At 62.0% G+C, this 24,765-nt stretch carries 22 protein-coding genes and 1 pseudogene; 17 read left to right on the top strand and 6 right to left on the bottom strand.

All coding sequences use genetic code 11. The features are described from left to right. The first annotated feature begins 3 nt into the window (after positions 1–3). Genes AB2L51_RS12285 through AB2L51_RS12275 form a run of 3 tightly spaced genes read left to right on the top strand, consistent with a single transcriptional unit; the run spans position 4 to position 1,909 of the window. Positions 4–213 carry an antitoxin VbhA family protein gene (locus AB2L51_RS12285; RefSeq protein WP_007284575.1) on the top strand — a complete coding sequence of 70 codons (210 nt, stop codon included), beginning with the start codon at positions 4–6 and terminating at the stop codon, positions 211–213. A 12-nt stretch (positions 214–225) separates the two neighbouring features. Beyond that, positions 226–1,293, top strand: a complete 1,068-nt coding sequence (locus AB2L51_RS12280) for a Fic/DOC family protein (RefSeq protein WP_007284574.1) — start codon at positions 226–228, stop codon at positions 1,291–1,293. Between the two features lie 43 nt (positions 1,294–1,336). Next, positions 1,337–1,909, top strand: a complete 573-nt coding sequence (locus tag AB2L51_RS12275; protein ID WP_070097778.1) for a DUF2726 domain-containing protein — start codon at positions 1,337–1,339, stop codon at positions 1,907–1,909. 236 nt (positions 1,910–2,145) lie between these two features. Here AB2L51_RS12275 and AB2L51_RS12270 read toward each other — a convergent pair whose 3' ends face one another. Together AB2L51_RS12270 and AB2L51_RS12265 are read right to left on the bottom strand one after the other, a co-directional pair. After that, the gene (locus tag AB2L51_RS12270; RefSeq protein ID WP_007284571.1) at positions 2,146–2,805 is read right to left on the bottom strand and encodes a hypothetical protein; all 660 of its coding nucleotides are present in this window, start codon (positions 2,803–2,805) and stop codon (positions 2,146–2,148) included. Next, positions 2,793–3,692: a P-loop NTPase family protein gene (locus tag AB2L51_RS12265; RefSeq protein WP_007284570.1), complete on the bottom strand. Its 900-nt coding sequence runs from the start codon at positions 3,690–3,692 to the stop codon at positions 2,793–2,795. The genes AB2L51_RS12270 and AB2L51_RS12265 overlap by 13 nt, the downstream gene beginning before the upstream one ends. A 901-nt stretch (positions 3,693–4,593) precedes the next feature. Between AB2L51_RS12265 and AB2L51_RS12260 the strand changes: the two genes are divergently transcribed. The 3 genes from AB2L51_RS12260 (at position 4,594) to AB2L51_RS12250 (ending at position 9,689) form a co-directional block, all read left to right on the top strand. Continuing rightward, positions 4,594–4,914 carry a hypothetical protein gene (locus tag AB2L51_RS12260; protein ID WP_007284568.1) on the top strand — a complete coding sequence of 107 codons (321 nt, stop codon included), beginning with the start codon at positions 4,594–4,596 and terminating at the stop codon, positions 4,912–4,914. Next, the gene (mobF, locus tag AB2L51_RS12255) at positions 4,914–8,576 is read left to right on the top strand and encodes a MobF family relaxase (protein WP_061487238.1); all 3,663 of its coding nucleotides are present in this window, start codon (positions 4,914–4,916) and stop codon (positions 8,574–8,576) included. Before AB2L51_RS12260 ends, mobF begins: the two co-directional genes overlap by 1 nt. Positions 8,577–8,882: 306 nt before the next feature. After that, the gene (locus tag AB2L51_RS12250; RefSeq protein ID WP_400922129.1) at positions 8,883–9,689 is read left to right on the top strand and encodes an IS110 family RNA-guided transposase; all 807 of its coding nucleotides are present in this window, start codon (positions 8,883–8,885) and stop codon (positions 9,687–9,689) included. Positions 9,690–9,767: 78 nt separating this feature from the next. Here the strand turns inward: AB2L51_RS12250 and AB2L51_RS12245 are convergent. After that, positions 9,768–9,983 (bottom strand): annotated as a pseudogene (locus AB2L51_RS12245) (MarR family transcriptional regulator); the annotation flags it as partial. Between the two features lie 152 nt (positions 9,984–10,135). Here AB2L51_RS12245 and AB2L51_RS12240 point away from each other — a divergent pair. The 8 genes from AB2L51_RS12240 (at position 10,136) to AB2L51_RS12205 (ending at position 17,324) form a co-directional block, all read left to right on the top strand. Then, a complete protein-coding gene (locus AB2L51_RS12240) occupies positions 10,136–10,612 on the top strand; it encodes a YkgB family protein (RefSeq protein WP_010339850.1) in 477 nt (158 codons plus the stop codon). 133 nt (positions 10,613–10,745) lie between these two features. Next, complete coding sequence (locus tag AB2L51_RS12235; RefSeq protein WP_400922123.1) at positions 10,746–11,942, top strand: IS1380 family transposase; 1,197 nt, start codon at positions 10,746–10,748, stop codon at positions 11,940–11,942. A 332-nt stretch (positions 11,943–12,274) separates the two neighbouring features. Continuing rightward, entirely contained in the window at positions 12,275–13,231 is a 957-nt protein-coding gene (gene msrP / locus AB2L51_RS12230) for a protein-methionine-sulfoxide reductase catalytic subunit MsrP (protein WP_395583004.1), read from the top strand. Continuing rightward, entirely contained in the window at positions 13,231–13,842 is a 612-nt protein-coding gene (gene msrQ / locus AB2L51_RS12225; RefSeq protein WP_395583005.1) for a protein-methionine-sulfoxide reductase heme-binding subunit MsrQ, read from the top strand. Before msrP ends, msrQ begins: the two co-directional genes overlap by 1 nt. 453 nt (positions 13,843–14,295) lie before the next feature. Beyond that, positions 14,296–14,895: a malate:quinone oxidoreductase gene (locus tag AB2L51_RS12220; RefSeq protein ID WP_475557843.1), complete on the top strand. Its 600-nt coding sequence runs from the start codon at positions 14,296–14,298 to the stop codon at positions 14,893–14,895. 146 nt (positions 14,896–15,041) lie between these two features. Next, the gene (locus AB2L51_RS12215) at positions 15,042–15,614 is read left to right on the top strand and encodes a recombinase family protein (RefSeq protein ID WP_395583006.1); all 573 of its coding nucleotides are present in this window, start codon (positions 15,042–15,044) and stop codon (positions 15,612–15,614) included. Positions 15,615–15,638: 24 nt separating this feature from the next. Next, the gene (locus AB2L51_RS12210; RefSeq protein ID WP_395583007.1) at positions 15,639–16,034 is read left to right on the top strand and encodes a hypothetical protein; all 396 of its coding nucleotides are present in this window, start codon (positions 15,639–15,641) and stop codon (positions 16,032–16,034) included. A gap of 267 nt (positions 16,035–16,301) precedes the next feature. After that, the gene (locus tag AB2L51_RS12205) at positions 16,302–17,324 is read left to right on the top strand and encodes a hypothetical protein (protein ID WP_395583008.1); all 1,023 of its coding nucleotides are present in this window, start codon (positions 16,302–16,304) and stop codon (positions 17,322–17,324) included. Between the two features lie 123 nt (positions 17,325–17,447). Here AB2L51_RS12205 and AB2L51_RS12195 read toward each other — a convergent pair whose 3' ends face one another. Then, on the bottom strand, positions 17,448–17,993 hold the full coding sequence (locus AB2L51_RS12195) for a carboxymuconolactone decarboxylase family protein (protein WP_063690214.1): 546 nt from the start codon (positions 17,991–17,993) through the stop codon (positions 17,448–17,450). A gap of 94 nt (positions 17,994–18,087) precedes the next feature. On the opposite strand from AB2L51_RS12195, the gene AB2L51_RS12190 reads away from it, so the two are divergent. Continuing rightward, positions 18,088–18,924: a helix-turn-helix transcriptional regulator gene (locus AB2L51_RS12190; RefSeq protein ID WP_395583009.1), complete on the top strand. Its 837-nt coding sequence runs from the start codon at positions 18,088–18,090 to the stop codon at positions 18,922–18,924. A 207-nt stretch (positions 18,925–19,131) separates the two neighbouring features. Here the strand turns inward: AB2L51_RS12190 and AB2L51_RS12185 are convergent, their stop codons facing one another. Together AB2L51_RS12185 and AB2L51_RS12180 are read right to left on the bottom strand one after the other, a co-directional pair. Next, the gene (locus AB2L51_RS12185) at positions 19,132–19,917 is read right to left on the bottom strand and encodes an SDR family NAD(P)-dependent oxidoreductase (protein ID WP_004213209.1); all 786 of its coding nucleotides are present in this window, start codon (positions 19,915–19,917) and stop codon (positions 19,132–19,134) included. Further along, positions 19,914–20,465: a recombinase family protein gene (locus tag AB2L51_RS12180; protein ID WP_004213210.1), complete on the bottom strand. Its 552-nt coding sequence runs from the start codon at positions 20,463–20,465 to the stop codon at positions 19,914–19,916. Before AB2L51_RS12180 ends, AB2L51_RS12185 begins: the two co-directional genes overlap by 4 nt. A 139-nt stretch (positions 20,466–20,604) precedes the next feature. On the opposite strand from AB2L51_RS12180, the gene AB2L51_RS12175 reads away from it, so the two are divergent. Beyond that, complete coding sequence (locus AB2L51_RS12175; protein WP_031286087.1) at positions 20,605–23,562, top strand: Tn3 family transposase; 2,958 nt, start codon at positions 20,605–20,607, stop codon at positions 23,560–23,562. An 81-nt stretch (positions 23,563–23,643) separates the two neighbouring features. Further along, positions 23,644–24,672 (top strand): P-type conjugative transfer protein TrbG, encoded by a 1,029-nt coding sequence (gene trbG, locus AB2L51_RS12170; protein WP_196490233.1) that lies wholly within the window; start codon positions 23,644–23,646, stop codon positions 24,670–24,672. Positions 24,673–24,765: the final 93 nt, after the last annotated feature.

Genomic DNA, 24,765 nt, shown 5'->3' with positions numbered 1-24,765 from the left:
GTGATGGGACAGACTCTTTCCGCCAGACCGATCAGCGCAGAAGAATCCGCGCAGCGTCGTCGCGCCGTCGAGGAAGCCCGGGCGGCAAACTACCGGCAGGGATACGTCCATGATCCGGTTCTTGAAGAGGCGAACGAACGCTATATCCGGGGCGTGATTTCGCTCGAAGACCTGCGCCGCGAGATGCGCGACGCCATCCGGGCCGGTCGCTAATCCGCGGCCGCCATGAGTACCGGCGATCCGGGGCGCGGTTATACCTATCCCACCAATTCCAACGATCCGGATCAACAGGATGTCTTGCGCAACCGGCTGGACCTACGGTCGCGCGCGGCACTCAATCGGGCCGAATACAGGATCACCAGTGACCGCATGATCGACATCCGGCTGGGTTCAGGCCCGGCCGGTAATTTCGATGCGGCGCACCTCAAAGCCATTCACCAGCATCTCTTCGGCGAGATTTACGAATGGGCCGGACATACGCGCAACGAGCGGCCCGTTGTGGATGGACGACCGGTCGAGCCCATCGAATTCATGACCAAGGGCAGCACGACTTTCCTGCCGGGTTCGAGGCTCGATCGCGGGCTGGCCGAGGCATTCCGGCCGATCCGTGATCCCGATGTCCTGAAGGGCTCTAACGTCGAGCAGTTTTCCGCCGTGGCCGGTCGCGTCATGTCCGAGCTTAATTTTGTCCATCCTTTCCGCGAGGGAAATGGGCGGGTTCAGGAAGCCTTCATCGCCACGCTTGGGCAGAAGTACGGGCATGATGTCGATTTCTCCGTTATCACCAAGCCGCGAATGCTGGCCGCCTCCATCGCGGGTGCTGATGACCCTGCCAACCCGGCCATGCGTCATCTGGTCGAGGACGCGACGGACCGGGGAAGGGTGGCCGCCCTTCGGACAGCGTTTGAGCATCTGCGACAACAGGGTGCGGAGCCTTTGGCCCAGGACGTGCGGACCGCGCGTCCCGGCGAACAGATCACGGGCGTACTGGTCGCCACAGATACGCACAGCAGCAGCGTGAACACGGGAAAGGGCATCATCGTTGTACCGACGCAAGATCTCGGCCGCCAGAAGGCGGCCGCCGGCGACGACGTGACCGTGACTGTCAAATCCGGGTTCTCCGCAGCAGCGGCAGACCGCACAGCGCAGGAAAAGCCCGCCACCAGCCAGCGCGCTGCAAGCTACTGGTCCGGCCAGGTGCAGAAAGGGCAGGGTGCGCGATCCAGCCCCGCAGGCGTTATGAAGGAACCGGACGCGTCCGCGGCCAAACCGCGAGGCCCGAAGCTCCGCTAACCGGAAGGACCGCGCCCTGTTTCTTTCTCTCGAAACGCTCTGGTTGATTGGCGGCTCCTGCGTAATTGGTGCGGTCGTATGGCATGTCCGCCGCCGACCGCTTGGCAAGGCAACGCCGGCGACGCTCTCGGCCGACACGCCGGCCGAGAGCGTGCAGGAACCGCCCGAGCAGAACCAGACAGGGCGGGAAGCTATCCTGCGCAAACGCTATCAGCCCAAAGCCCTTCTATCGGATTGGGAACGCCGTGCCCTTCTTGCCTTTCGGGCGCAGATTCCGGCCGGACACTATGTCTGCCCGCAGGTGCGGCTTGCGGAGCTGGTAAGCATCGTGGTCGATCCACGCCGCTTTCCCGAGGCGTTGAATCGGGTAGCCGGTAAAAGTCTCGATTTCGTGGTGATCGAACTGGCGACGGGGCGGCCGGTCCTTGCCATCGAACTCGATGATAGAAGCCACCAGCAGCGACAGCGGCAGGACCGCGACCGCTTCGTCAACGATCTGATGGAAGCCCTCAACATTCCGTTGCGACGCTTTACACCGTCGATGACGCTCGACGTTTCCGGGCACTTCGCGCCCGGTCCGTCAGCGCGTCAGGTACTCGCGCGGCCAGCGCGCTAAAGCAGCCAGCGCCGCACATACTCCGCCCGCGATGAATGTCTTGTACGCAATGAGGATTCCGGCTGACCAGAGCAGCGACGCACCATGAATGAAGCAGAGCACCGCCAATATGGCGGCCGGAAGGCCGACGGCAAAAGCCAGCAGGGAGGCAAACGGGCGAAGCGCAAGCCGCAGGCCCGGATTGAGTGACATTCTCCGCATAGTCTGCCCTCCCTTATGATGCCGTGTCCCTGACTTTATTTGTTGTCCTGTGCAGCAGGAGGCCGAGGCGGCTCAAGCCAGAGCGGCGCGGCGCAAGCCTGTCGCCCGCCCTGATCGAAAGCATGAGCGCGGCAGGCCGATAGGACAGCCGGAATGTCGTTGTTCCGGACCAGTTCAATCAGGGCCGTCTCAGCGCCCGGGCCATGCTCCTGTAGCGCCGCGAACAGCGCCCCCTTGTCGTAAAGACCGTTCGTCCTGCCGTTTTTCCAGCCCGTGCCGTATCCGACACAGGCCGCCGTGATGGCGAGCACTCCGGCAATGCCGCCCGCCATGAGCAGCGTCTTGAGCTTGACCGTGCGTTCCTGAACCTTCACCTGCGAAGCGGTCAGCTTCAGGAGTTGGGGAGCCAGTTCCTGAACGATACCGGCTTTCTGGCCTTCAAGTTCCAGCCGTCCAGCTTCGACCGCATCGCTTCGCGCGCGATCGAGGTCCGCGCTGATGTCGCGATACTTGTTGAACGTCGCCTTGTAGAGCGCGGCCTGAGCACCCAGCGTCTCGGACATCGCGTGCAAGGCAACACCCAACGGATCATCCGTCAGGTGCGCCTTGGCAATCGCCAACTGTAGATCCTGTCTTGCGCTGGCGATCGCGCCTTCAAAATCGTCTGCCGGTTCGTCCTGGCTTACGGAAGCCATGACATGATCCCAGCAAACCGGCGGTCCATCGCTTCGAGCCATGTCCGGACCTTTGAGCGGTCGAACATCCCGAGGGGAGGCGTGGTCAGGCCGTCGCGCGCGGCGCTGAACAGGCTCCGGCGGCTTTCGACGGCTGCCGCCGCATTGAGCCGGGGCATCCACAGCGGGACCGCCCCGTCCGTGACTTCATCCACGACCACGGCGCTTGTCAGCAGGCGGCCGAATGACTGATCGCGCGTGTGACCGATTTCCTTGGATGCCTCGTTGAACACGATCGCCCGCGCGTCCGGCGAAAACCCGCGATCGCGCAGTGTTGCAATCGGGGCCAGATCATCGACCTGCGACCCGACCAGCGAGATCAGGACGGGAACCGCGCCGGCCTCGGCAATCGCTGATGCGAAACCCGGCATTTCGGCCGCCGTCTCGCGCAGCGTGGTGTCGCCGCCGCCAAGATCGAGAACCGCCGTTGTCTGGTTTTCGACCGCGTATTCGATGAACCGCTGCATCCACTGCGCAACGCCTGCCGGATCGTCTGTGTTCGGTCGCGCCACGTCCTGAAAATACGACGAGAACGACGCATTGGTTGGGTCCAGATCCGCCATGAGGATCGGCCGGTTGCCCAGCAGAGCACGCTCGGCCGCCCAGCGCAGGAATGTGGTCTTGCCGGTCTTGCCGCGCCCGTTGACGAAGACGATCTTCGTCTTGCCGCTCAGGTCCATGCCCTCGGCAATCACCGGCTCGGCTTCTTCGACCTTACGCGGCGTGAAGGGTTTAACGTCAAAGACCGGTTCCTGCGCGAGTGTCTGGTTCAGATCGAACTTCGCAGGCTGGACCGGCTTCTTGGCAGCAGGCGCAGGGTTTTTGTTGCCTGATTTCGTGTCGCTCATTATGATTCCTCAGTCTTTACAGGACGATTAGTTAGCATTGCTAAAGCATCGGCTCTTGAGCGTTTCGGCCGCTCAGGAGCCGTTTGCGTTTTTACCGCCTTGGGTTCGGCTGTCGGGGGCAGAGGGGTTCGCAGTGAGATCGGCTTGAACTCCGGTTCGCCTTCCTCCCTTTCCGGGGCCTGTTCCAGCCACGCAGGCGAGGGGTCCGCTGACGGTCTGATGGACGAGGCAGCAGGAGCCGGTTTCACGCCTCCCGAGACGACTGGCGTTCTCGCGGGAACCGCTCGAACTGTCGTCGCCTCTGACCTGTCCTTCCGCGCCTTGTACGCTTTCGCGCGCAAGATCGACCCTTTCATGGGCACCTCGGTTTTATACGTGATGCGCGCACGAGCCATCGCCCGGCCGACATCATCCCAGGACCAGCCCGCACTCACCATCGCACTAAGCTCCGGCTCATGAGCGCGTATCCACGGCATCACCTGATCCTGTGGGGTCCAGTCCTGGCTGAACCGATCCGCAGCCTCCTGCAATTCCTCTTCAGTGCGAGGACGTTTGCTCGGAACTCCACGGATCGTCTGTCTGTTGGCGTTTTTCATGGCTTGAGAAAAATTGCATTTTTCTTCTCGTCCGTCACCTTCTTTTTTTATTCCGTAGCCTCTAGAGTGCCCTCTAACGTATCCTCTGATGTGTCCTCTTTCGTGTCCTGATACGTGGCCTCTATCGTATCCTTCCATGAGAGGTAGGAGGGTGAGGGGGGAGTGGCGTTTTTTCTACAGACCAAGTCATGCTAGACGCATGGGGTGAAAAGGTGCGAAAAGAAGGCACTGATTCCGGCGCATCGCCTTCCGATTCATTGCTCACGTTTTCGTGATAATGCCGGGAATAAGGAGCCCGAACCCTCATGGCGAAAGACACCGACGGGGCCTATCTCGCCCATGTTTCCGATACGCTGGAAGAGCACGGTAAGCAGCTCTCGGCCATTCAGACCGTCCTCGGGATGATGCTCGACACGCTTCAGGCGCAGACCGAAATGCTGACCGAAGTGCTGGCAGCCGCCAGAGACGAGCCGGGGGATTCTCCGGTCGCGCAGGCCCTCACCAACCTGACCGCCGCCGTGGGCGAGAATACCCAGGCCGTCAACACAATGGCCGAAAGCATGAATGATATGGCGTCTCTTCTTGTCGCTTCCGGTCACGAGGCGTCCGATACCCCGGCACCCTGATGCTGACCTATCGGACAGGCGCGGCCGGGGCCACGTCCGCCGCCAAGGCCATGAGCGAGCACCTGCTTCAGCAGACCCTTCCGCCCGAGATGGCCGTGATGGCGGAGTACTACGCGCAGGGTGTAAGACCCCCGACCCCGGCCGAGGCCGCTGCCACCCGCTATGCCGGCACCACGAGCGGGATGGATGACCTGGCCGACACGCTGGCAATGGAAATCGACCGCCTGCGAGAAGCCACGTCCGATTCGGACAACGTGCTGGCAGTCCGCGCAGCCGGAACCTTCGTGGCGGCCAATCTGATCGACCGGGCCAAAGCCGAGGAATTGTTGCAGCAACGCGCCGTGCCCTTCACTGCCGACGCACTTGATAGCGAGATCCGCAACGCCAGCGCCGCCCGCGACTACAGCAGTGCGACAGCCATCCCACGCCGGGACATGAATCCCGAATTGGCCGCACGACTTGGGATCGACCCCACGAAGGGCCTGACACCGGCCGAAGTCGCTCACCTTCTGAACGGGCAACGAGCAGACGGACAGGATATTCCGGGGAAGACGAAAAGATCGGCCACGGAAGCAATCGGCAAAATCTTCGAGATGGATGAAAGCCGATTGCCCACGAGATCCGAACTGGAAGCCGTTCTGGCGGGCAAGACGGTTTCTGGCGGCGATATACCTGCTAAGAAAGCTGAACGGGCTGTACGGCGTTTTACGGCCGTCCTTGGTGCCGATGCGGCCAGCCTGACCAATGACCAACGCGAAAACATCCTGTCCGGGCGTATGGCCGACGGGCAGGAGTTGAGTGTGTCCGAATATCACGAGCGCATGGACACCAGTCGCGCCCGGATCGGGTATGTGGATTTCACCTTTTCCGCCCCCAAATCGGTTTCCGTTGCATGGGCATTCGCCCCGACAGAAGCCGAGCGCGGAATCATCCTTCAGGCACATCACGACGCGATCGCCTCAACCATGCAGGAAGTGGAAAAGGTGATCGGACGTGCGCGGAAAGGCGACGCCGGAAAAGATGGCTGGGACCCCGCATCCATCGGCTGGGTGTCCTTCGATCATTATACGGCACGGCCGACCGTTGAGGTCATCCGGACAGACGACCAGGGCGAGGTCTTTACCGAGCTGCATACGCTCCGTCAGGGAGGGGGCCGGGTGCCAGGCGATATGCAGCTCCACACGCATACTGCCATTCTGAACGCGGCACTGACCGACGAGGGCCGCATGGGCGGCCTGTGGCTCGATCAGCTTAACGGCAAGGTCAAGGAGTGGGGCGCCGTCTATCAGGCCCACCTAGCGACGAACCTGCGCAAGCAGGGGGTCGATATGGTGCTGGACGAGCGGACGGAAATGGGCAGGGTTGCAGCCATTCCCGAGAGTGTCTGTGAACAGTTCAGCCGCCGCACACTTTCAGGAACGGCCGCCGCGCGTGCCTATGCGGCAGGGCAGGGCCTTGATTGGGATACCCTCGATGCCAAGCGCAAAATCGGCCTTATCAAGCAAGGGGTGCAAGATCCGCGCGGCGCGAAGTCGGACGATCTTACCGACATGGCCTCATGGCAGCGTACGGCCGCAGAGATCGGATACAAGCACCGGAGCATTCTCCGGCCCGATGAAATCGCACCCGAGCGCGATCGGGCCGAGCGCCTGGAACACGCCTATGAAGCTGCACAGCATGTCTTTGACAAGCAGCTTCAGCAGCGCGCATCTCTTGACGGTTCTGATGCCCGGATCGCCGCCGCCAAAGGATTGATCGCAGCGGGGATCGACACAGCAGCCGACATCAACGCCGTGACCGCAGCCATGCGCAATCGCGGCGTCCGCCAGCACGGACGTCAAACCTCCCTGATTTGGGGAGAAGTCAAAGACCCGGAAGGCAGAGAGCGGGTCGGAATCACGACCGCCCTTCACGAAAGCGAAGAGCGCGACCTGATCCGCATGACGCGCGAGGCCGCGAAGGATCGAAGCGGCGCGCTCACGGACAAGCAGATTGACCAGGCCGTCAAGGCCCATCCCGAACTCAGTTTCGAGAGCGCGCACGGGCAGGCCCAACGCACGATGATGGAGGATCTAGGGAAGGGCGGTCAGGTCGTCGTGGGGATCGGCGTTGCAGGTTCAGGAAAAACCACACTCCTGAAGCCGCTCGTAACCGCGTGGAAGCAGCAGGGCCGGGACGTTCACGGCATCGCCTTGGCCTGGCGACAGTCCGACGATCTGTCTGCTACGGGTATGGAAGTCGCCAAGACCCGCGCTCTGGAATCCTTCCTGCGCCGGATCGACAGCGGCAAGCTCAAACTCACCAAGAAATCCGTCGTCGTCGTTGACGAACTCAGCCTCCTGGGCACACGCCAGCTCAATGACATCCTCAGGAAGCGAGAGGACATCGGCTTCAAGCTGGTGATGATCGGCGACCCGAAACAGATGCAGTCCGTTGAGGCGGGCGCGGTTATCGAATTACTGCAACGAGGGCTGGGCAAGGAAAACATACCCCTCTTGGGGACGTCCACGCGCCAGATTCAGCAGGAAGAGCGCGAAACCACCCTTATGTTTCGCAACGGGCAAACCGAGGAAGCCGTCAAGCGGAAGGCGGAAAATGGAACCCTGCGTGTTGCACCGGGAGGCTACGAGGAAGCCATCAAGGCCGTGGTCGATCTCTGGCAGCAACGCCGTACGGAGAATGCCGATCGCGACAAATACACCCTTTCGATCTCCACCCCGACGAATGCTGACGCCCACAACATCAGCCGCGCGATCCGTGATCGCCGGCGTGAGCTTGGGGAAATCAGCGCGGATCTGATTACCATCAAGGCACAGGCTACCGGAGAAAATACCTCCTATGACCTGTCCCTGGCACGCGGCGACAAGGTTCGCCTGTTCCAGCGGACAAATGCCCGCTTCCTCGATACCAATTCAGGCGGGAATCTCGGCCGCAACGGCACTGTGGTTGAAGTCCGTGACGTACGCGAAGAGGGGCTGGTTCTGCGAGGGGCCAATGGTCGGGATGGACTGGTGAAATGGGACTCCCTCAAGGATAAGGAAACCGGTCGGTTTCTACTATCCTATGGGGACGCGATGACCACCAATACCAGCCAGGGTGTCACCGTCACCGAGCATATTTTTGCCATTCCAGCCGGGTCACGGAATGTCACGGCGTTCGGTGCTTACACTTCGTCCAGCCGACACCGGGAGCAGACCTTTATGGTCACATCGGATGGCGCTGAACGGAGCGAGATTGCCGGCCGACGGCCTCTGGGGGATCAGCGTACAATTACCGCAACCGATGTCCTGAAAAATATCATCCGGAACTTCGAGCGCCAGCCCGAAAAAGAGACAGCACACGCCCTTCTGGAACGAGCGGAAAATATCCGGCGTGGCACCGTACGCGCTATGCAGCAGACAAAACAGGGTCTGGAAGCACGGGAAGGAAAGGGCAAGCAACGTGCTACTCTGGCAGGCCGCTTCTCAACCCGCCGGCATGAGCAGAAGGCAGCCGAGGGCCTTAAAAACACGGCTGAAGTCATGAAGGACCGAAAAGGTATGATGGATCGGTTGCGTGAGATGACCGAAGCCTTGAAAGCGAAGGTCAGAACCATTCTCTCACGCAAAACCGAAGCCAAAGCGCAGGAAAAACAAAAGAAACGGCGCAGTGCGCGCCTATAAGGTAGGATCATGTCGGCAAATTATGAGCGTCCCAAGCCAATCGACACGATCCATTACCGGAAAGACTGCATCTTCCGCATTCGCTGCGGCTGCGGCCACTTCGTTGTCGAGCCTCTCGGTCAGTTTGCAACTGCTCGGGGGATTCCGGCTTCCACTCGCATCTATCGGATCATTGACCGCCTCAAATGCTCAAAATGCGGTGGATGCCCGACAGCCGAAGTAACACGATACTGATGATTTAGACCATTTATACTGTTGATTTTCACTGAGAACTGAAGAGCTGACTGTCCAGTGGAGGAAACCATCATGTCCCAGTTGATCCGTATTGGCATGGATACGTCGAAAAAAGTGTTCCAGCTTCATGGCGTGGATGCCGATGAGCGCGTTGTTCTGAGCCGGAAACTGAGCCGACATCAGATGATCCGGTTTTTCACGAACCTTGCGCCCACAGTAATTGGCATTGAAGCCTGTGGAGCCTCCCATCACTGGGCCAGAACCCTTGGTGCACTCGGCCACGAAGTGCGGCTGATGGCGCCACAGCTTGTCAAACCTTACGTCAGACGCAGCAAGAATGATGCGGCAGATGCCGAGGCCCTCTGTGAGGCGATGAGCCGGCCGACCATGCGTTTTGTACCTGTCAAAACCGTTGAGCAGCAGGCAGCCCTCATGCTTGTCGGCATGCGGGAGCGGCTCATTGGCAGGCGGACTCAGCTGGCCAATTCCATTCGGGGCTATGCCGCAGAATTCGGAGTGACCGCCCCTGCGGGTCTCTCCCGTGTGGCCCCATTCCTTCAGAAGATTGCGTCTGAAGAAACGCTGCCACCTCTCGCACGTGATCTGTTTGCGCAGATGGCAGAAGGGGGTCAGGACATAGAACGGGCACAGATATACGCTAAGCGTCTCTGCGCGCACTTATGGGTCGACTCTATGCGTCGACGACTCCAGCATTCCAAAGGCATCCATCGGACAGTTGTAGCATCGCCTCTCGTCGCAGAGCCGGCATATCGTCAGCGCCGAGACAGCGTCGTCAGACATCTGCGCAAGTATTGTCTCGGCAATACGTTCCAGCACGAGGCGGTCAGCATTCGAGACATGGCTAAGGATTTCGGATAAAGTCTCGTTTCTTCGTTGCAGGATCGCAGATAGGCGAGTCTCGCCTGCCTCAGTGAGCATCAGCGCTACTGCACGACGGTCCCGTAGCGCTTTGGATCGAACGGCGAACCCGGCTGCAACCAATCGATCGACAAGCCGCACCGTCCCCGCGTGGGACAAGCCTAGCACCCGTCCTAATTCGTCGATCGAAAGACCGGTCGCGTGACCGATGACGACGATCGCCGCGGTGGTTTCGCCACCGCCGGGTATCGTCGGGTCGAATGCCGCCTTCTTAATTCGATCGGTGATGCCCACTGCGAGGGCGCCGAACAGATTGACGAGCCGGTCCGAGAGTACGTTCAAAGGGTTGCCTTATTCATTGACGGCGCATAGTGTATGCGCAGCGCATATATCACGCCTGTCTAAGCATGAAGGCAGGTCATGCGCCATGATGAAAGCGAGGCACCATGTTTTCGACATTACACATAGCTGAAAAGACGACCGGCTCTCGCGGGTCTCTCGCGTTGCTGCGCTGGGCGCTGGTGGTCATCTTTCTCTGGTTCGGTTGCATGAAATTCACGAGCTATGAAGCGATGGGCATCGCGCCATTGATGAAGAACAGTCCGATCATGAGCTGGATTCCGGCCGTTTTTGGGGTGCAGGGTGGAAGCTATTTTATAGGCACCGTCGAGCTCGCGACGGCCGCTGCGCTGATTATCGGTGCTTTCAACAAGACGGCCTCCGCTCTCGGCGCGGCGATGTCATGCCTGACTTATGCCGTGACACTGACGTTTTTCCTGAGCACGCCTGGCGTCGCCGAGCCGACCGCTGGCGGGTTCCCGGCGATTTCGGCCGGAACCGGACAGTTCCTGTTGAAGGACCTGGTGCTTCTTGCGGCATCAGCGTGCCTTCTACTTGCGTCCATACGGACAGCAGACGCGTGACGGCAAACAGGTGATAGGCGACGCTCCGGACCTGCGCTTTTGCCGAACCATACCCGCCTCAGCCCATAACGATCGACAAACCCTGTCGCTTTGATAGGGTGTTCGAAAACATGCTTTCGAGGGTTTGTCGTACATGCTGGTCGGATATATGCGGGTGTCAACGACCGATGACCGCCAAACGGTCGATCTCCAGCGGGACGCGCTCGTCGCAACCGGGGTCGATCATCGGCATCTCCATACCGACAACCGTCTCGCCTGCGATCCGGTCATGCGCCAAGTTGTCGGCGGCAGAGCGGTCGATGCACAAGCGGCCTCGGCATCGCAGATGGGACGGTTCGAGACCGAGACGCTGGCTCTGGCCGGGAACCGTGCCGCGCTGGCCGACCTGAACGGGCAATGGATCGACCGGTTCCATGACCGTAACGGGCTGAAGTACATCGTTCTGGACATGGACAGCTCGGTCAGCCCGACCCATGGCGACCAGGAAGGGTCCGCCTGGAATGGCCATTTCGACTGTAGCTGCTATCACCCCAACTTTCTGTTCAACCAGTTCGGGATGCTGGAACGCTGCGCCCTGCGCCATGGCAACGTCCACAGCGCCGATGGCTGGCGTGATGTTCTCGACCCCGTCATTGCGCGCTACGCGGAGCGCGACCTTGGTGGCAGGTTCTTCCGGGCCGATGCTGCCTACGCGATCCCGGCGATCTATGAGCGATTGGAAGAAGCGCGGTTCTTCTACGCCATCCGGCTGCCCGCAAACGCGGTCCTCAAGGACAAGATCGCGCATCGGCTAACGCGCCCTGTCGGGCGGCCGTCACTGACCAAGGTCAAGCGGTTCTTCGAGGAATTCGAGTATCAGGCGGCGTCCTGGGACAAGGAACGCCGGGTGATCGCCAAGATCGAATGGCATCCGGGCGAACTGTTCCCGCGTGTCGGCTTCATCGTCACCAACCTGCCGATGGAGCCGGACTGGGTGGTGCGGTTCTACAACCAGCGCGGCACCGCCGAGCAGCACATCAAAGAGGGCAAATACGCCTTTCGCTGGACGCGGCTGTCGTGCCGGAAGTTCCGCGACAATGAGGTGCGGCTGCAACTGCACGCCCTGGCGTACAACCTGGCCACCTTCTTGCGCTGCATCGAGCTGCCCGAGGCCATGGCCGACTGGTCGTTGACCAGCCTGCAACTGAAGCTGATCAAGATCGGGGCACGTGTGGTCCGTCACGCCCGCACCATCACCTTCCAGCTGGCCGAGGTCGCTGTCACCGGCACGATGGTACGCGCCATCCTCGCCGCTATCCGCCGATTGCGAGCGCCACCGCTATGCGCATGATCGCGATCCACGCTCAAACTGAACGAAAGCGGCTGGACAGATCTGTCCGCTGCGCTGAAAAACGCCGCCCTTGGGCAAGGAAACAGCGGCTTCGCGGTCTGATCCGTCCAGATCCAGCAGTCTGCGCGACCGCAGGTGCCGCTTGCGGCAGAAAATCCTTGTCTAGCGCTCGGATACAGGCGATCTTCACCTCAAACGACACGCCACTTGGGGAATGCAGGTCCTTTTCTTTTCCGTCCCGTTTCCGGCAGGGTGCCGGACGATCCCGGCGGTGTCACCTCCCCCAGGCGGCCCGCCGGCCCGGCCCCGCCCCGCTCCAGAAGGCGTCCAGCATGCGTGTCTTCCGCTACCCTTCTCCGCCATCCTCCTCCATCACGCCGCACGCTCTCTGGCTGTCGCGGCGCGACCTGCTGGCGGCGGGTGCCGCCGCCGGCCTCCTCGGCGGCATCCTGCCCTCCCGCTCGGCCAGGGCGGTGGATCTGGCGGCGCAGCCTGGCCCCCTGTCGGACGAGGGGCTGAAGCCCACACCGCTGCGCGATGTGACGCACTACAATAATTTCTACGAATTCGGGCTGGAGAAGACCGACCCCGCCGAGCGCTCGGGCGACTTCCATCCGCGTCCATGGACCGTGCGGGTCGAAGGCATGGTGGCCAGGCCGCGCACCTATGACATCGACGCGCTGCTGGGGCGCAAGCTGGAAGAGCGGATCTATCGCATGCGCTGTGTCGAGGCGTGGTCGATGGTCATTCCGTGGATCGGATTCGCGCTGCGCGATTTGCTGGCCGAGGTCGAACCGCTGGGCAGCGCGAAATATGTCGCCTTCGAATCGGTGGTGCGCCCGTCGGAAATGCCGGGACAGGGCGGCGTGCTGCCGGTACTGGACTGGCCCTATGTCGAGGGGCTGCGCCTGGACGAGGCCATGCATCCGCTGACGATCCTGGCCGTCGGCCTGTACGGCCAGACGCTGCCCAACCAGAACGGCGCGCCGGTGCGGCTGGTCGTGCCGTGGAAATACGGGTTCAAGGGCATCAAGTCGATCGTGCGCATCCGGCTGACCGACCGGCAGCCCCATACCTCGTGGAATGTCCGCGCACCCGACGAATACGGGTTCTACGCCAACGTCAATCCCGCCGTGGACCACCCGCGCTGGAGCCAGGCGAGCGAGCGGCCGATCGGTGCCGGCGGCGGGTTTTTCGGTGCCGGGCGTCAGCCGACCCTGCCGTTCAACGGCTATGGCGAGCAGGTGGCGGGCCTGTATGCCGGCATGGACCTGCGGCGCGACTTCTGATGGCAGCGCGGCGCGTGCGATCGGCCGGCCCGATCCGGCTGGCGCTGTATGGCATCGGGCTGACGCCGGCGGTGGTCTCGTTCGTCCTGGGGGCGACGAACCGGCTGGGTGCCGATCCGGTCAATACGTTTGAGCGCACGCTGGGCCTGTGGGCCCTGCGGTTCCTGATCCTGTCGCTGTGCATCACGCCGCTGCGGGACCTGGCCGGGGTCAATCTGCTCCGCTACCGGCGGGCGGTGGGGCTGCTGGCCTTCTGGTATGCGCTGTTCCACCTGTCGGCCTATGTGGCGCTCGACCAGGGGTTCGACCTGCACACCCTGCTGGCCGACGTGACCACGCGGCCCTTCATCATCCTCGGCATGGTCGCCTTCACCATCCTGTCCGCGCTGGCCGCCACGTCCAATGGCTGGGCCATCCGCAGGCTGGGGCGGCGCTGGAAGGCGCTGCATCGCTGGGTTTATGCCGCCGCGATCTGCGCCGCCATCCATTTCATCCTGTCTTTCAAGGTCATACGGGTCGAAACGCTGCTCTATGGCCTGGTCGTGGCCGCCCTGCTGGCTTTCCGGGTCTATCGGGTCATGCCCCGCCGCGTGAAAACGCCGTCAGTCTGAGCGTCCCGCATTGCGGCGGGCGGTTCCCTTGCCATGATGCGGGAAAAGCCTGACAGTCATGCGGTAATGGAATGGACAGAAGCGCCACTCCGACGGGGAAGTCCAAAAAATGGAAGAAATAAAAAGGAAGAGGCGGAATCTGTATTCATTCGCCGCTTGCCGTGGCGGGCAAGGCGGGTCAGGATCGGCTCGCGCAGAGATGATGCCTCGGAAAACCGGTTCAGATGGCAAGAGGTTGAGGCGTTCCGGTGGACCGGACCGGGTGATGGCTGTGCGATACCGTATGTGCGATGTGCGGACTGTCCGCGACGGTACGGCCCGCATGGCACCCGGTTCAGGTTCGTCCGGTTCATGGACGATCACCCTTTCCCGCCTTCGGTCCGCCGCGATGGGACCGGCGGCCCAGACCGTATTCACAGGCCTCGGCCTGCGCGCCTCGTTCCGGAGAATGTCATGACCTCGCATACGACCCGAACCGAATCCGCCTATGACGTCGTCCTGATCGGCGGGGGGGTCATGAGCGCGACGTTGGGCGCGCTTCTCAAGCTTCTGCAGCCGGACTGGTCGATCGGCATGTTCGGGCGGCTGGACGACGTGGCGAAGGAGAGTTCCAACGCCTGGAACAATGCCGGCACGGGCCATTCCGCGCTGTGCGAGCTGAATTACACGCCGTCGCGCGCCGACGGCACGATCGACATTTCCAAGGCCGTCGGCGTGAACGAGGCCTTCCAGCTTTCGCGCCAGTTCTGGGCCTATCTGGTCGAATCGGGCGTGATCGCCTCGCCCCGCGCGTTTCTCAACCCGATTCCGCACATGAGTTTCGTCTGGGGCGACGAGAATTGCGATTACCTGCGCCGCCGCTACGAAGCATTGAAGGATCACCCGCTGTTCAGCGGCATGCGCTTCTCGACCGACCCGGCACAGCTCGCGCAGTGGATGCCGCTGGTGATGGAGGGCCGCACGGCCGGCCCCAAGCTGGCCGCGACCTGGATCGCGTCGGGGACCGACGTGAATTTCGGTGCGCTGACGCATCTGCTGGTGAATTTCCTATGAAATCCTATCCGGCGGGCAATGGTGATATTGCGGTTATCTCTGGATCAATGACCCCGAGATAACCGTGCGAAAACGACCGTTTGTGCTACACTATCGGGAGGCCAGGGAAACCGGGCCTCCCGTTCTTGCATAAAGGGGTGTGCGAAATGGCGATCTACGGATACGCACGAGTATCGACCGATGACCAGAAGCATGACGGCCAGACTGACGAACTGGCGGCGGCCGGGGTCGGGCCAGATCGGATCGTCAGTGAGAAGGTGTCGGGAGGGGTTCGGGCAGCGGCCCGGCCCGGCCTGTCCGGTCTGCTGGATCGGCTGACCGAGGGTGATACGCTGACGGTCACGAAATTGGACAGGCTCGGGCGCGATGCGCCGGACACCTTGTCGTTGATTCGCGATCTCCGGGGGCGCGGGGTCGGTGTCCGCATTTTGGGTTTGGGAGCCGACACGACCGGCCCGGCCGGAAACCTGATCCTCGGGGTTCTCGCCAGTGTCGCGGAGTGGGAACGGTCAGTCATCAGCGAGAGGACGAAAGACGGGCTTGCGGCCGCTCGTCGCCGGGGGCGCATCGGCGGTCGTCGCCATGCTCTGTCGCCCAGCGCCAGGGCTGAGGTCATCACGGCGCACCAGGCCGGACAGTCTGTCAGTGAGATTGCTCGGCGGTATCGCGTTGATCGAAGCACGATTTATCGCGCTTTGTCTGCCAGCATGTCAGACTGACGGTAACACAACGGAGTCTGTCACATGTCTGACGATATTAAGCCGTGGTCTATCCGTGGCGTTCCACCTGAATCGCGCAACGCTGCAATATCGGCAGCAAACCGAGAAAAAATGGCAATAGGCGCATGGATAGATCGCGCTATTCGAACGCAAGTCCAGGCCGATCTCGGCCGTCAGACCGCCCCCACGATAGCGTCGGACAATGACCGTCCGACACGTCAGACCATTGATGACGTGGCGAAGGTAGTGGGGTTGATCTCTGAAATGTCCGCAGCCGGTGCGCCTCCACCGAAGCGAGTGGCTGCCCAGGCATACGGTCTGTTGAAGGCGGCCTTGTCTGACATAAAGGCGTCCACGTCAGACAAGAAGGCCGATCCGTCAGACAGGAGCGGCGATGCGTCAGACATGGCGAACGGCTAGAAACTAAGGGAATCAACCACCTAATCGGCCATCGTTCTGACCGATTAGGTGGAAGTCCGAATTGTTTGCTATAGTGTCCGGGAAACTGGGGGCAACGACCGTTCGTATCTTGGCGGATGCACGGGCGTCGTCCTCTGATTGGAGAGGATATGATCCTGACTCATACCCCGTCCCGGCCCTGCCGGGTGTCCGGCCTGGTTGCGCTTATTATAGCGAACCAAACGGATTCCGTCGAGTCTTCTGACCGCCAGGTGATCGGCGGAGGAGATGTGGGTTGACGGCTGGATACCTGAAAAACGAGATAAAAAGTGTCTGTTCTGGTCAGTATTGACGATTGAATCGACAGTAACAAATGACGATGGAACGAAATGGCACGGGAGACGCAGGCATTGGGTGCCTGCGAACGCTGACGGCTTGGCCGAAATAGCTAGGTTACAGGATAATCCAGACTTGAGAGATATTTACTTCTCTCAAGGTCTATACTTTTGTCCCGGCCAAAAACACGACAAAGCAGGTATCAAAGTATTGCCTTGGGTCTGGGTTGACTTAGACGTTTACAATTCGATTGCGGATTGGGACGATATGTCTTGGGAAGAGAGAACGGCGACTTTAACGGAAGGCGTCATGTCTTCGGGTCTGCCATTCCCGACGCTCATGATCACGTCCGGCCGGGGCGCATACATGATCTGGAAGCTGAAAGACCCAGTGTGGAACGTCTCGAAAAATGGCGGAAAACTGCCGATTTCTGTCGTTGAAGCGGTCAATGAAGGGCTGGCTAAACGTCTATCCGGCCTCGGGGCGGACATGAAATGCACCGAGGGGGCGCGTGTTCTTCGGGTTCCGCTGTCTCGAAACTCGAAGAACGGCGAATTGGTGAAAATCCTGCATAACAGCGGGGAAACGTATGCGATGGCCGACCTGAAAGCGGCTGTTTTGCCCTATTCTTCGGCCCAGGTGTCGGAATGGAAGAAGGCTCGGGAGGCGAAGACCCGAGCGTTCAACAAGCAACGGAAAGTGTGGGCCAAAGAGAACGCGGAGAAGGCCGAGCGGAAGCGCCTGGCAGACAATCCGTGCAACATCGTCTCGCTCGATGCGGCGCGTGCTCGGCGTGGCGGATTCTCAAGACGCACTCATGCCCTGAAGATAATTTCCGATCTTCGCACGCTGGCCGGAATCCGGTGGCCCGATTCCGGCGAAGTCCGCGAAGGATTCCGCGATCTGTTCGGGGTCGTTTGCGGGAGGGGGCGAAATCCTACGCTAAGCCGAGGACGCGCTTTCCGTAATCTCTGAGTTCACCCTTGGGACCGACATAGCGGTAGAGAGTGACGCGCTCGATCCCGAGTTCCTTGCATAGCCTTTCAAATGCGGGGTGGTGGTGTGGGCCGGACGCGGGATACGTCCGGCCGATTCGGGTCAGGCCGCGAGGGCGAGGTCGACCTTGGGGAAGTCGATGTCGGTGTGCGCGACGTTGTTCATGAAGTTGGTCATCGTGTTGAGCGCGACGGCCGCCACGATTTCGACGATGCGGGCATCATCGAGCCCGGCAAGACGTGCAGCGGCGAGCTGCGCATCGCTGATCTGGCCACGGGCTTCGATCAGGTCGTAGGCGAGTTTGGCGATAGCATGATCGATCGCATCGGCACCCTTGCCGTGGCGTGCGGCGGTGATGGCGTCGGCGGAAAGCCCGGCACCCTTGCCCATCATCGTATGGGCCGACAGACAATAGGCGCAGCCATTGGCCTGGGCGACGGCAAGCGCCACGATTTCGCGCTGCTTGGCGGTCAGTTTGCCGGTTGCCAGCCCATCGGACAACGCGAGATAGGCGTTGAGAACGGCAGGTGACTGGGCGAAAGTGCTGAACAGGTTAGGGACCATGCCGATCTTGGCTTTGACGGCAGCGAGGGTAGCCTGAACGCCGGTGTCGGCAGTGGCGAGATCGACGGGAGCAATACGGGGCATCGGGATTTCCTTCGAAAGCGGTGCGAGGTTGCACAACGCTTCTATCTGCGACTATCGATGCACATTGGTGCCAATTATATTGCAGATCGTTCAGATGGATCTTTTCGCTGCGCTCTTTGCGCATACCGCCCCGACCGCTCAGACGTTCTTTTCCGGCAATCTGCGCGCCACGGCGCAGTTTACCGAACGCGGCCATCTCCATCTGCTCAAAGCGGGCGCGCTGACGCTCAGCCAATCGGGCGCGGCGGACATCGTGGTCAGCGAGCCCAGCTTGCTGTTCTTTCCCCGCGGGCGAGCGCATCGCTTTACCGGGGCAACCGAAGGCGGCGCCGATCTCGTCTGCGCGACCGTCGATCTGGGGAGCGACACCGGCAACCCGATCAGCGAGGGGTTGCCCGACCTCATAATCTTGCCGCTGGCGTCGCACCCGGCGGTGGGGCCCGTGTGCGCCTTGCTCATTGCCGAAGGTTTTGCCGAGGATGACGGGCGTCAAGTGGCCATCGATCGCTTGTTCGGCTATCTGCTCATCCTGATCGTGCGGCATGTCGTCGCGGGTGGCCTGGTCACCGACGGCGTGCTGGCCGGGCTAGCCGATCCGCGACTGGCCAAGGCGCTGACGGCGATGCACGAACAGCCCAAGCGGAGCTGGACGCTGGACGATCTGGCGGAGGTGTCGGGCATGTCGCGTACCCGCTTCGCCACGCATTTTCGCGTCGTCGTCGGGCGGACGCCGGTCGACTATCTGACGCGCTGGCGGATGACGCTCGCGCATCAGCTTCTTGGCAATGGCAAGCCCGTCAAGGCCGTGGCCGGGCTGGTCGGCTATGATAGCGCTGCGGCGTTTTCGCGGGTGTTCGCAAGGGTCACCGGGGATACCCCACGCGAGGTGAAGCTGGCCCCCAGGCTGGCCAATCAGCCGCCTCAACTCTGAATTTGCGCTAGCGCGATGACAGCCGAGCAGGGCTGACGCAGCGGCATCGCCACATGGCGCGCTGCTCGATCTGGCGGGACGTGCGCGTGGCGATGATGGGGTGACTACACGAAAGTGACGTATCTGCACGCTAAGGGCGAACAAATCCGGTACGATGCCAGCAGATGCTATTCGCAGGCTTTCCTGCCCCTTTTATGTGGTGCCGCCCTACGGGCGCCGATATGGGAGGGCGGCAATCCGATTGACCAACGATCGAGGTAGAACCCTGCTCGCCAAATATGTGAGCTGGTTGCCCATCCCCGGTATGGCGAAGGATTGCCGATAAACCAGAGCATGGACTGCATGGGCCGCGCACCGGTCAACGTCCATCAAACCCAACCTCCCCCACTTCAAATCGCTGAGGGCAGCCATGTCTGTGTCGATTCCACCGGGTGCAAAAGATCCAACACTCACTCCCGTCCCGGCAAGCTCCACGGAAAGCGCTCGCATGAGGGTGCTCACATAGGCTTTCGACGCGCCGTAGACCGCTTGGAAGGGCACGGATGTTTCGCCCGCCAGGCTCGACACGGCGATTACTGAGGATTCAAACGGCTGCTCCCTGAAAATCGCAATCAGGCGAGCCAGCAAATCCGTGAAACCGAGTATGTTTGTTTCAATTACCTCGGCATAAGTGTCGGCACGGCCTGCATCAAATGAACCAACGCTCGTCATTCCGGCAACCAACAAAGCGGCTGTTACTTGCAATTCTGCAACCTTAGCCGCGATTTTCTCCCTGCCCTCGATTTCACGTTGATCAGCCACTATAATCTCGCACGGCACATTGAACCGCTCGTCAATTTCGGTCTGTAGCTCCCGCAAGTTGTCGAGCCTTCGTCCAACAATCAGGGGCTTGGCCTGGTACGATGCCGCCAAGCGGAGGGCGGACGCTCTGCCCAAACCGGTCGAAGCCCCTGTGACCAGCACCCACGAGTTCTTGATCGCCAGCGGTTTCACGCGTTTTCCAGAGCCTTGTATAGGGCGGTTTTGCCGATCTTGAGCCGGGCCGCCGCCTCACGAACAGTGAGGCCCGCTGCGATATGCGCCCGCGCTTTACGTAGTTTGTCGGGGGTAACGACAGGCCGGCGACCACCCTTGTTGCCCCGCTCGCGTGCGGCCTTGAGGCCGGCATGAGTGCGTTCACGGATCAGGTCACGCTCGAATTGGGCCAGCGAGCCGAAGATGTTGAACACCAGCATGCCGCCCGAAGTGGTGGTGTCGATATTCTCGGTGAGTGAGCGGAACCCGATGCCGCGCGCCGCAAGCTCGCCGACCTTCTCGATCAGGTGGCTCATCGAGCGGCCGAGGCGGTCGAGTTTCCAGACCACCAGCGTGTCGCCGGGGCGCAAATAGGCGAGCGCTTCGGTTAGGCCAGGCCGATCGGCTTTTGCCCCGGATGCGTGATCGTCGAATATACGGTCGCACCCGGCAGTGTTCAGCGCGTCAAGCTGGAGCGACAGCTTCTGGTCTGCGGTCGAGACGCGCGCATAGCCGATCAGCGCCACATGATGCCCGATCCTGTCCGTTTTCCCGTCATTATGCGATCTTGTCCGAATCGCCGTTACAGGTCCAGAGTTAACGGACATATTCCTGTTGGCCGCCAGAGGACCGTCTGACGGACACGCAAAGCGAAGGAGATGATGCTTGGCGAGACGGCGACTGGTGAGCCTGGAAATCTGGGCGAGGCATTATGGCGCGCCGCTCGATGAGCGCGAGATCGCGCGTCATTATACGCTGACCAGCGACGACCTGGAAATTGTCGGCCGCCGTCGCGGCGATGCCACCCGGCTCGGCTATGCGATGCTCATGCTATATATGAGATGGCCTGGCCGTGCGCTGGAAGCGGGCGAAGTCCCGCCCGCTCCTGTGCTCGCCTATGTGGCGCAGCAACTCGGCGTCGCGCCGGCAGCCTTCGCGGATTATGCCCATCGGGACCAGACCCGTCGCGAGCATCTCGTCGAAATCCGACGATCGCACGGGTTCAGGATTTTTGACCGCAACGCTTTCCGTGAAGTTGTCGCCTTCTCGGTCCCAATCGCGCAGACCATCATACACCCCGGCCAGATGGCAGACGTCATCGTCGATGAACTCCGGCGCCTGCAGATCCTCCTGCCTTCTCCGTCGATTCTCGAAGCGGTGCTGCGGCGGGCGCGCCAGCAAGCCGAACAGCTTACCTATGAAGTGCTCACGAATGGCCTGCTGCCTGACACCCTTCAGGGCCTGGACGATTTGCTGGCCCGACGACCGGGGCAGGTCGCGACATGGCTATCCTGGATGCGCAATGCGCCACAATCGCCGGCAGCGCGCAACATCCTGCGCCTGATCGAACGGCTCGCCTATATCCGCGCGCTGGGCCTCGATCGCGCCCGTGCCGACATGATCCCGGCTTTGACTTTTGACAGGCTGGCGGACGAAGGCAGCCGCATCACACCCCAGCACCTTGGCGAACTCAATGCCCTGCGCCGCCATGCGACGCTGGCGGCAACCGGCATCCGGCTTGAGGAAAGCCTGACCGACGCCACCCTGACGATGTTCGACAAGCTGTTGGGCAGCATGGCGCGCCGCGCCGAGAACCGGACCCGCGACAAAGCCCTCAAGACGGTGCGCGAGTTGCAAGGCCACCTCCGGACGCTCACGGGGTCTTGCCGCCTCCTCATCGACGCGCGCAGCAAGGGCGTGGATTCTCTGGCGCAGATCGAGGCGCTGGACTGGCAGCACTTCGCCGTGGCCGTCGAGCAGGCCGAAGTGCTCGGGCGACCGGAAACCGTCGATCGCACCGCCGAATTGATCGAGCGGCATCGGACGGTGAAGCTCTTTGTCGGCGCTTTTCTCAACGCCTTCGAGTTTCGCGGCGCCGGCGCGGTTCAGGGGCTCCTGTCAGCGCTGGCCATCATCGCGGAGCTATATCGGACCGGCAAACGGCGCTTGCCTGATCGCGTGCCGCTACGCTTTGTGCCGCCCGCATGGCGCCCGTTCGTCCTGCGGGATGGCATCGTTGATCGTGCCGCTTATGAACTATGCGCCTTGTCGCAACTACGCGAGCGGTTGCGAGCCGGGGATATATGGGTCGCGGGAAGCCGGCAGTTTCGCGATTTCGACAGCTATCTCATACCGCCGGCGACCTTTGCGGCGCTGCGCGAGAAGGGGCCGTTGCCGCTCGCCATCGAAACGGATTTCGAGCGCCATATCGAGGAACGGCGCACCAGGCTCGACACGGCGATCGAGCAGGTAACGGTCCTTGCACGGCAAGGGGAGCTGCCCCAGGTTAAGCTTGACGAAAACGGTCTCATCATCTCGCCGCTGAAGGCGGCAACACCGCCCGCCACCGAGATTGCCCGTCGCGCCGCCTATGATCGACTGCCGCGCGTGAAGATCACCGATCTTCTGCTGGAGGTCGATGCCTGGACCGGGTTCAGCGAATGCTTCATCCATCGTCGTTCGGGCCGGGAAGCCGACGATCGCAATGCGCTGCTCACGGTCATCCTCGCCGATGGCATCAATCTCGGCCTCACACGCATGGCGGAAACCTGCCGGGGCGCAAGTCTGCGTCAGCTCGCCCATCTTCACGACTGGCACATCAGCGAAGCCGCCTATGGCGAAGCGTTGGGAAGGCTGATCGACGCCCATCGCGCCATGCCGCTCGCCGCGCTGTGGGGAGACGGCACCACTTCGTCGAGCGACGGACAGCAATTTCATGCCGGGGGCCGTGGGGCCGCGATCGGCGACATCAACGCGCGCAGCGGCAACGAACCAGGCGTTGCCTTCTACACCCATGTCTCGGATCGATATGACCCCTTCGCAAGTCGGGTGATCGCGGCGACCGCTGGCGAAGCGCCCTATGTGCTGGATGGCTTGCTGTATCACCAGACCGGCCTGACGATCGAGGAGCACTACACCGATACGGGCGGGGCATCGGACCATGTGTTCGGCCTCATGCCCTTCTTCGGCTACCGCTTCGCGCCGCGCCTGCGCGACATCAAGGAGCGTCGTTTACACCTCCTTCCCGGCCAAGAATCCGGCCCCTTGCTTGCCGGCATGACGGCCGAACCGATCGCATTGGGTCATGTCGCGGCGCATTGGGACGAACTGCTGCGGTTCGCCACGTCGATCCGCACCGGCACCGTCACTGCTTCGGCAATGCTGCGCCGCTTGTCCGCCTATCCGCGACAGAACGGACTGGCCCTCGCACTACGCGAGCTGGGCCGCCTCGAACGCTCCATTTTCATGCTCGACTGGCTGCGCGACATCGACCTGCGCCGGCGCACCCAGGCGGGCCTCAACAAAGGCGAAGCCCGCAACGCGCTCGCCCGCGCGCTCTTCTTCAACCAGCTCGGCGAACTGCGCGATCGTCGGTTCGAGAACCAGACCTATCGCGCCTCCGGCCTCAACCTGCTCGTCGCCGCCATCATCTTGTGGAACACTCGCTATCTCGAAATGGCGCTGGCGGACATCGGCACAGCCGACGAAATCGCACGCCACATCGCGCCATTGGGCTGGGAGCATATCTCGCTGACCGGTGACTATAGCTGGAATGTTGAAGATCAACCCGATCCGGACGCCTTGCGACCGCTGCGCGCCGTCAACTCCCTACTTGCCGCGTGACGTTCGCTATCCGTTCGCCCTTTCCGTGCAGATACGTCACTTTCGTGTAGTCACCCCCTCATGGTCACGGGAGCTGGGGCAATGACAAAGCCGTATTTCCGTAAAGCCGGAAGGCCGGCTTTGCGCATTCAGACATTTGCGGCTTTGCTGCTGTCGGCGACGGCGCTCGCCGGCTGCGCCACCGCGACGCCGCCGCCGGAAATCAGCTACGACGACGCTCCGGCCGCCGTGCAGACCGTCGATCCTCCCGCGCCGGTCCGGGTCGTCGAGCTGCCGCGACCGCTGCCGCTGCCCGGTCAGATGAAGCCGGTCGAGGAATCGCGCCGCGCTCCGGAGCCGGCCGATCCCACCGCGCGCGTCAACCAGGCCAACGCCGCCGCCCGTATTCAGCCGGTGCGCGACGGCTTCATCAACTCGATGCAGGTCTATCCCTTCACGCAAGGGGCGCTCTATCAGGTCTACACCGCCGTCGGGCAGATCACCGACATTGCGCTCCAACCCGGCGAGCAGCTCGTCGGCTCAGGGCCGGTCGCGGCCGGCGATACGGTCCGCTGGATTATCGGCGACACGCAGAGCGGCGCCGGCGCGACGCTGCAGGTCCATATCCTCGTCAAGCCGACGCGCGCGGATCTGATGACCAACCTGGTCATCAACACCAATCTACGCACCTACCATATGGAGCTGCGCTCGACCGAGCGGACCTATATGGCCTCGGTCTCGTGGCAGTATCCGCAGGACCAGCTCATCGCGCTCCGCAGGCAGAATGCCGAGGCGCAGGCCACCCAGCCGGTGGCCACCGGCGTCGATCTCGCACGGCTGAACTTCCGCTACGAGGTGACCGGCGACCGTGCTGCATGGCGGCCGCTGCGGGCCTATGACGACGGCCGGCAAGTCTTCATCGAATTCCCACGCGGCGTCGGCCAGGGCGAGATGCCGCCGCTGTTCGTCGTCGGCCCGGAGGGCAAGACGTCGGAGCTGGTCAACTATCGCGTCCGCACCAACTACATGATCGTCGACCGGCTGTTCGCCGCCGCCGAGCTGCGGTTCGGCTCCGGCGACAATCAGAAGCGTGTCCGGATCACCCGCACCGACGGGAGGCCGGCGTCGTGAGCGAAGACCGGAACGAGGGAGAGGATGCGGCCGCGCCGCTGACCGGATCGGCGCCCGAAGCGGCAGCGCCGATGCGGCTGCGCGCGGATGCGC

The sequence above is a fragment of the Acetobacter fabarum genome (genome assembly GCF_040702925.2).
GTDB classification, from domain to species: domain Bacteria; phylum Pseudomonadota; class Alphaproteobacteria; order Acetobacterales; family Acetobacteraceae; genus Acetobacter; species Acetobacter fabarum_B.
The sequence above is the reverse complement of the archived record's forward strand: the minus strand, read 5'-3'. Positions and strand labels throughout refer to the sequence as shown.

Bases quoted from the DNA above. Each gene is read 5' to 3' on its own strand.
- AB2L51_RS12285 (WP_007284575.1), top strand. From the start codon at position 4: ATGGGACAGACTCTTTCCGCCAGACCGATCAGCGCAGAAGAATCCGCG.
- AB2L51_RS12280 (WP_007284574.1), top strand. From the start codon at position 226: ATGAGTACCGGCGATCCGGGGCGCGGTTATACCTATCCCACCAATTCC.
- AB2L51_RS12270 (WP_007284571.1), bottom strand. From the start codon at position 2,805: ATGGCTTCCGTAAGCCAGGACGAACCGGCAGACGATTTTGAAGGCGCG.
- AB2L51_RS12265 (WP_007284570.1), bottom strand. From the start codon at position 3,692: ATGAGCGACACGAAATCAGGCAACAAAAACCCTGCGCCTGCTGCCAAG.
- AB2L51_RS12260 (WP_007284568.1), top strand. From the start codon at position 4,594: ATGGCGAAAGACACCGACGGGGCCTATCTCGCCCATGTTTCCGATACG.
- mobF (WP_061487238.1), top strand. From the start codon at position 4,914: ATGCTGACCTATCGGACAGGCGCGGCCGGGGCCACGTCCGCCGCCAAG.
- AB2L51_RS12250 (WP_400922129.1), top strand. From the start codon at position 8,883: ATGTCCCAGTTGATCCGTATTGGCATGGATACGTCGAAAAAAGTGTTC.
- AB2L51_RS12240 (WP_010339850.1), top strand. From the start codon at position 10,136: ATGTTTTCGACATTACACATAGCTGAAAAGACGACCGGCTCTCGCGGG.
- AB2L51_RS12235 (WP_400922123.1), top strand. From the start codon at position 10,746: ATGCTGGTCGGATATATGCGGGTGTCAACGACCGATGACCGCCAAACG.
- msrP (WP_395583004.1), top strand. From the start codon at position 12,275: ATGCGTGTCTTCCGCTACCCTTCTCCGCCATCCTCCTCCATCACGCCG.
- msrQ (WP_395583005.1), top strand. From the start codon at position 13,231: ATGGCAGCGCGGCGCGTGCGATCGGCCGGCCCGATCCGGCTGGCGCTG.
- AB2L51_RS12220 (WP_475557843.1), top strand. From the start codon at position 14,296: ATGACCTCGCATACGACCCGAACCGAATCCGCCTATGACGTCGTCCTG.
- AB2L51_RS12215 (WP_395583006.1), top strand. From the start codon at position 15,042: ATGGCGATCTACGGATACGCACGAGTATCGACCGATGACCAGAAGCAT.
- AB2L51_RS12210 (WP_395583007.1), top strand. From the start codon at position 15,639: ATGTCTGACGATATTAAGCCGTGGTCTATCCGTGGCGTTCCACCTGAA.
- AB2L51_RS12205 (WP_395583008.1), top strand. From the start codon at position 16,302: ATGTGGGTTGACGGCTGGATACCTGAAAAACGAGATAAAAAGTGTCTG.
- AB2L51_RS12195 (WP_063690214.1), bottom strand. From the start codon at position 17,993: ATGCCCCGTATTGCTCCCGTCGATCTCGCCACTGCCGACACCGGCGTT.
- AB2L51_RS12190 (WP_395583009.1), top strand. From the start codon at position 18,088: ATGGATCTTTTCGCTGCGCTCTTTGCGCATACCGCCCCGACCGCTCAG.
- trbG (WP_196490233.1), top strand. From the start codon at position 23,644: ATGACAAAGCCGTATTTCCGTAAAGCCGGAAGGCCGGCTTTGCGCATT.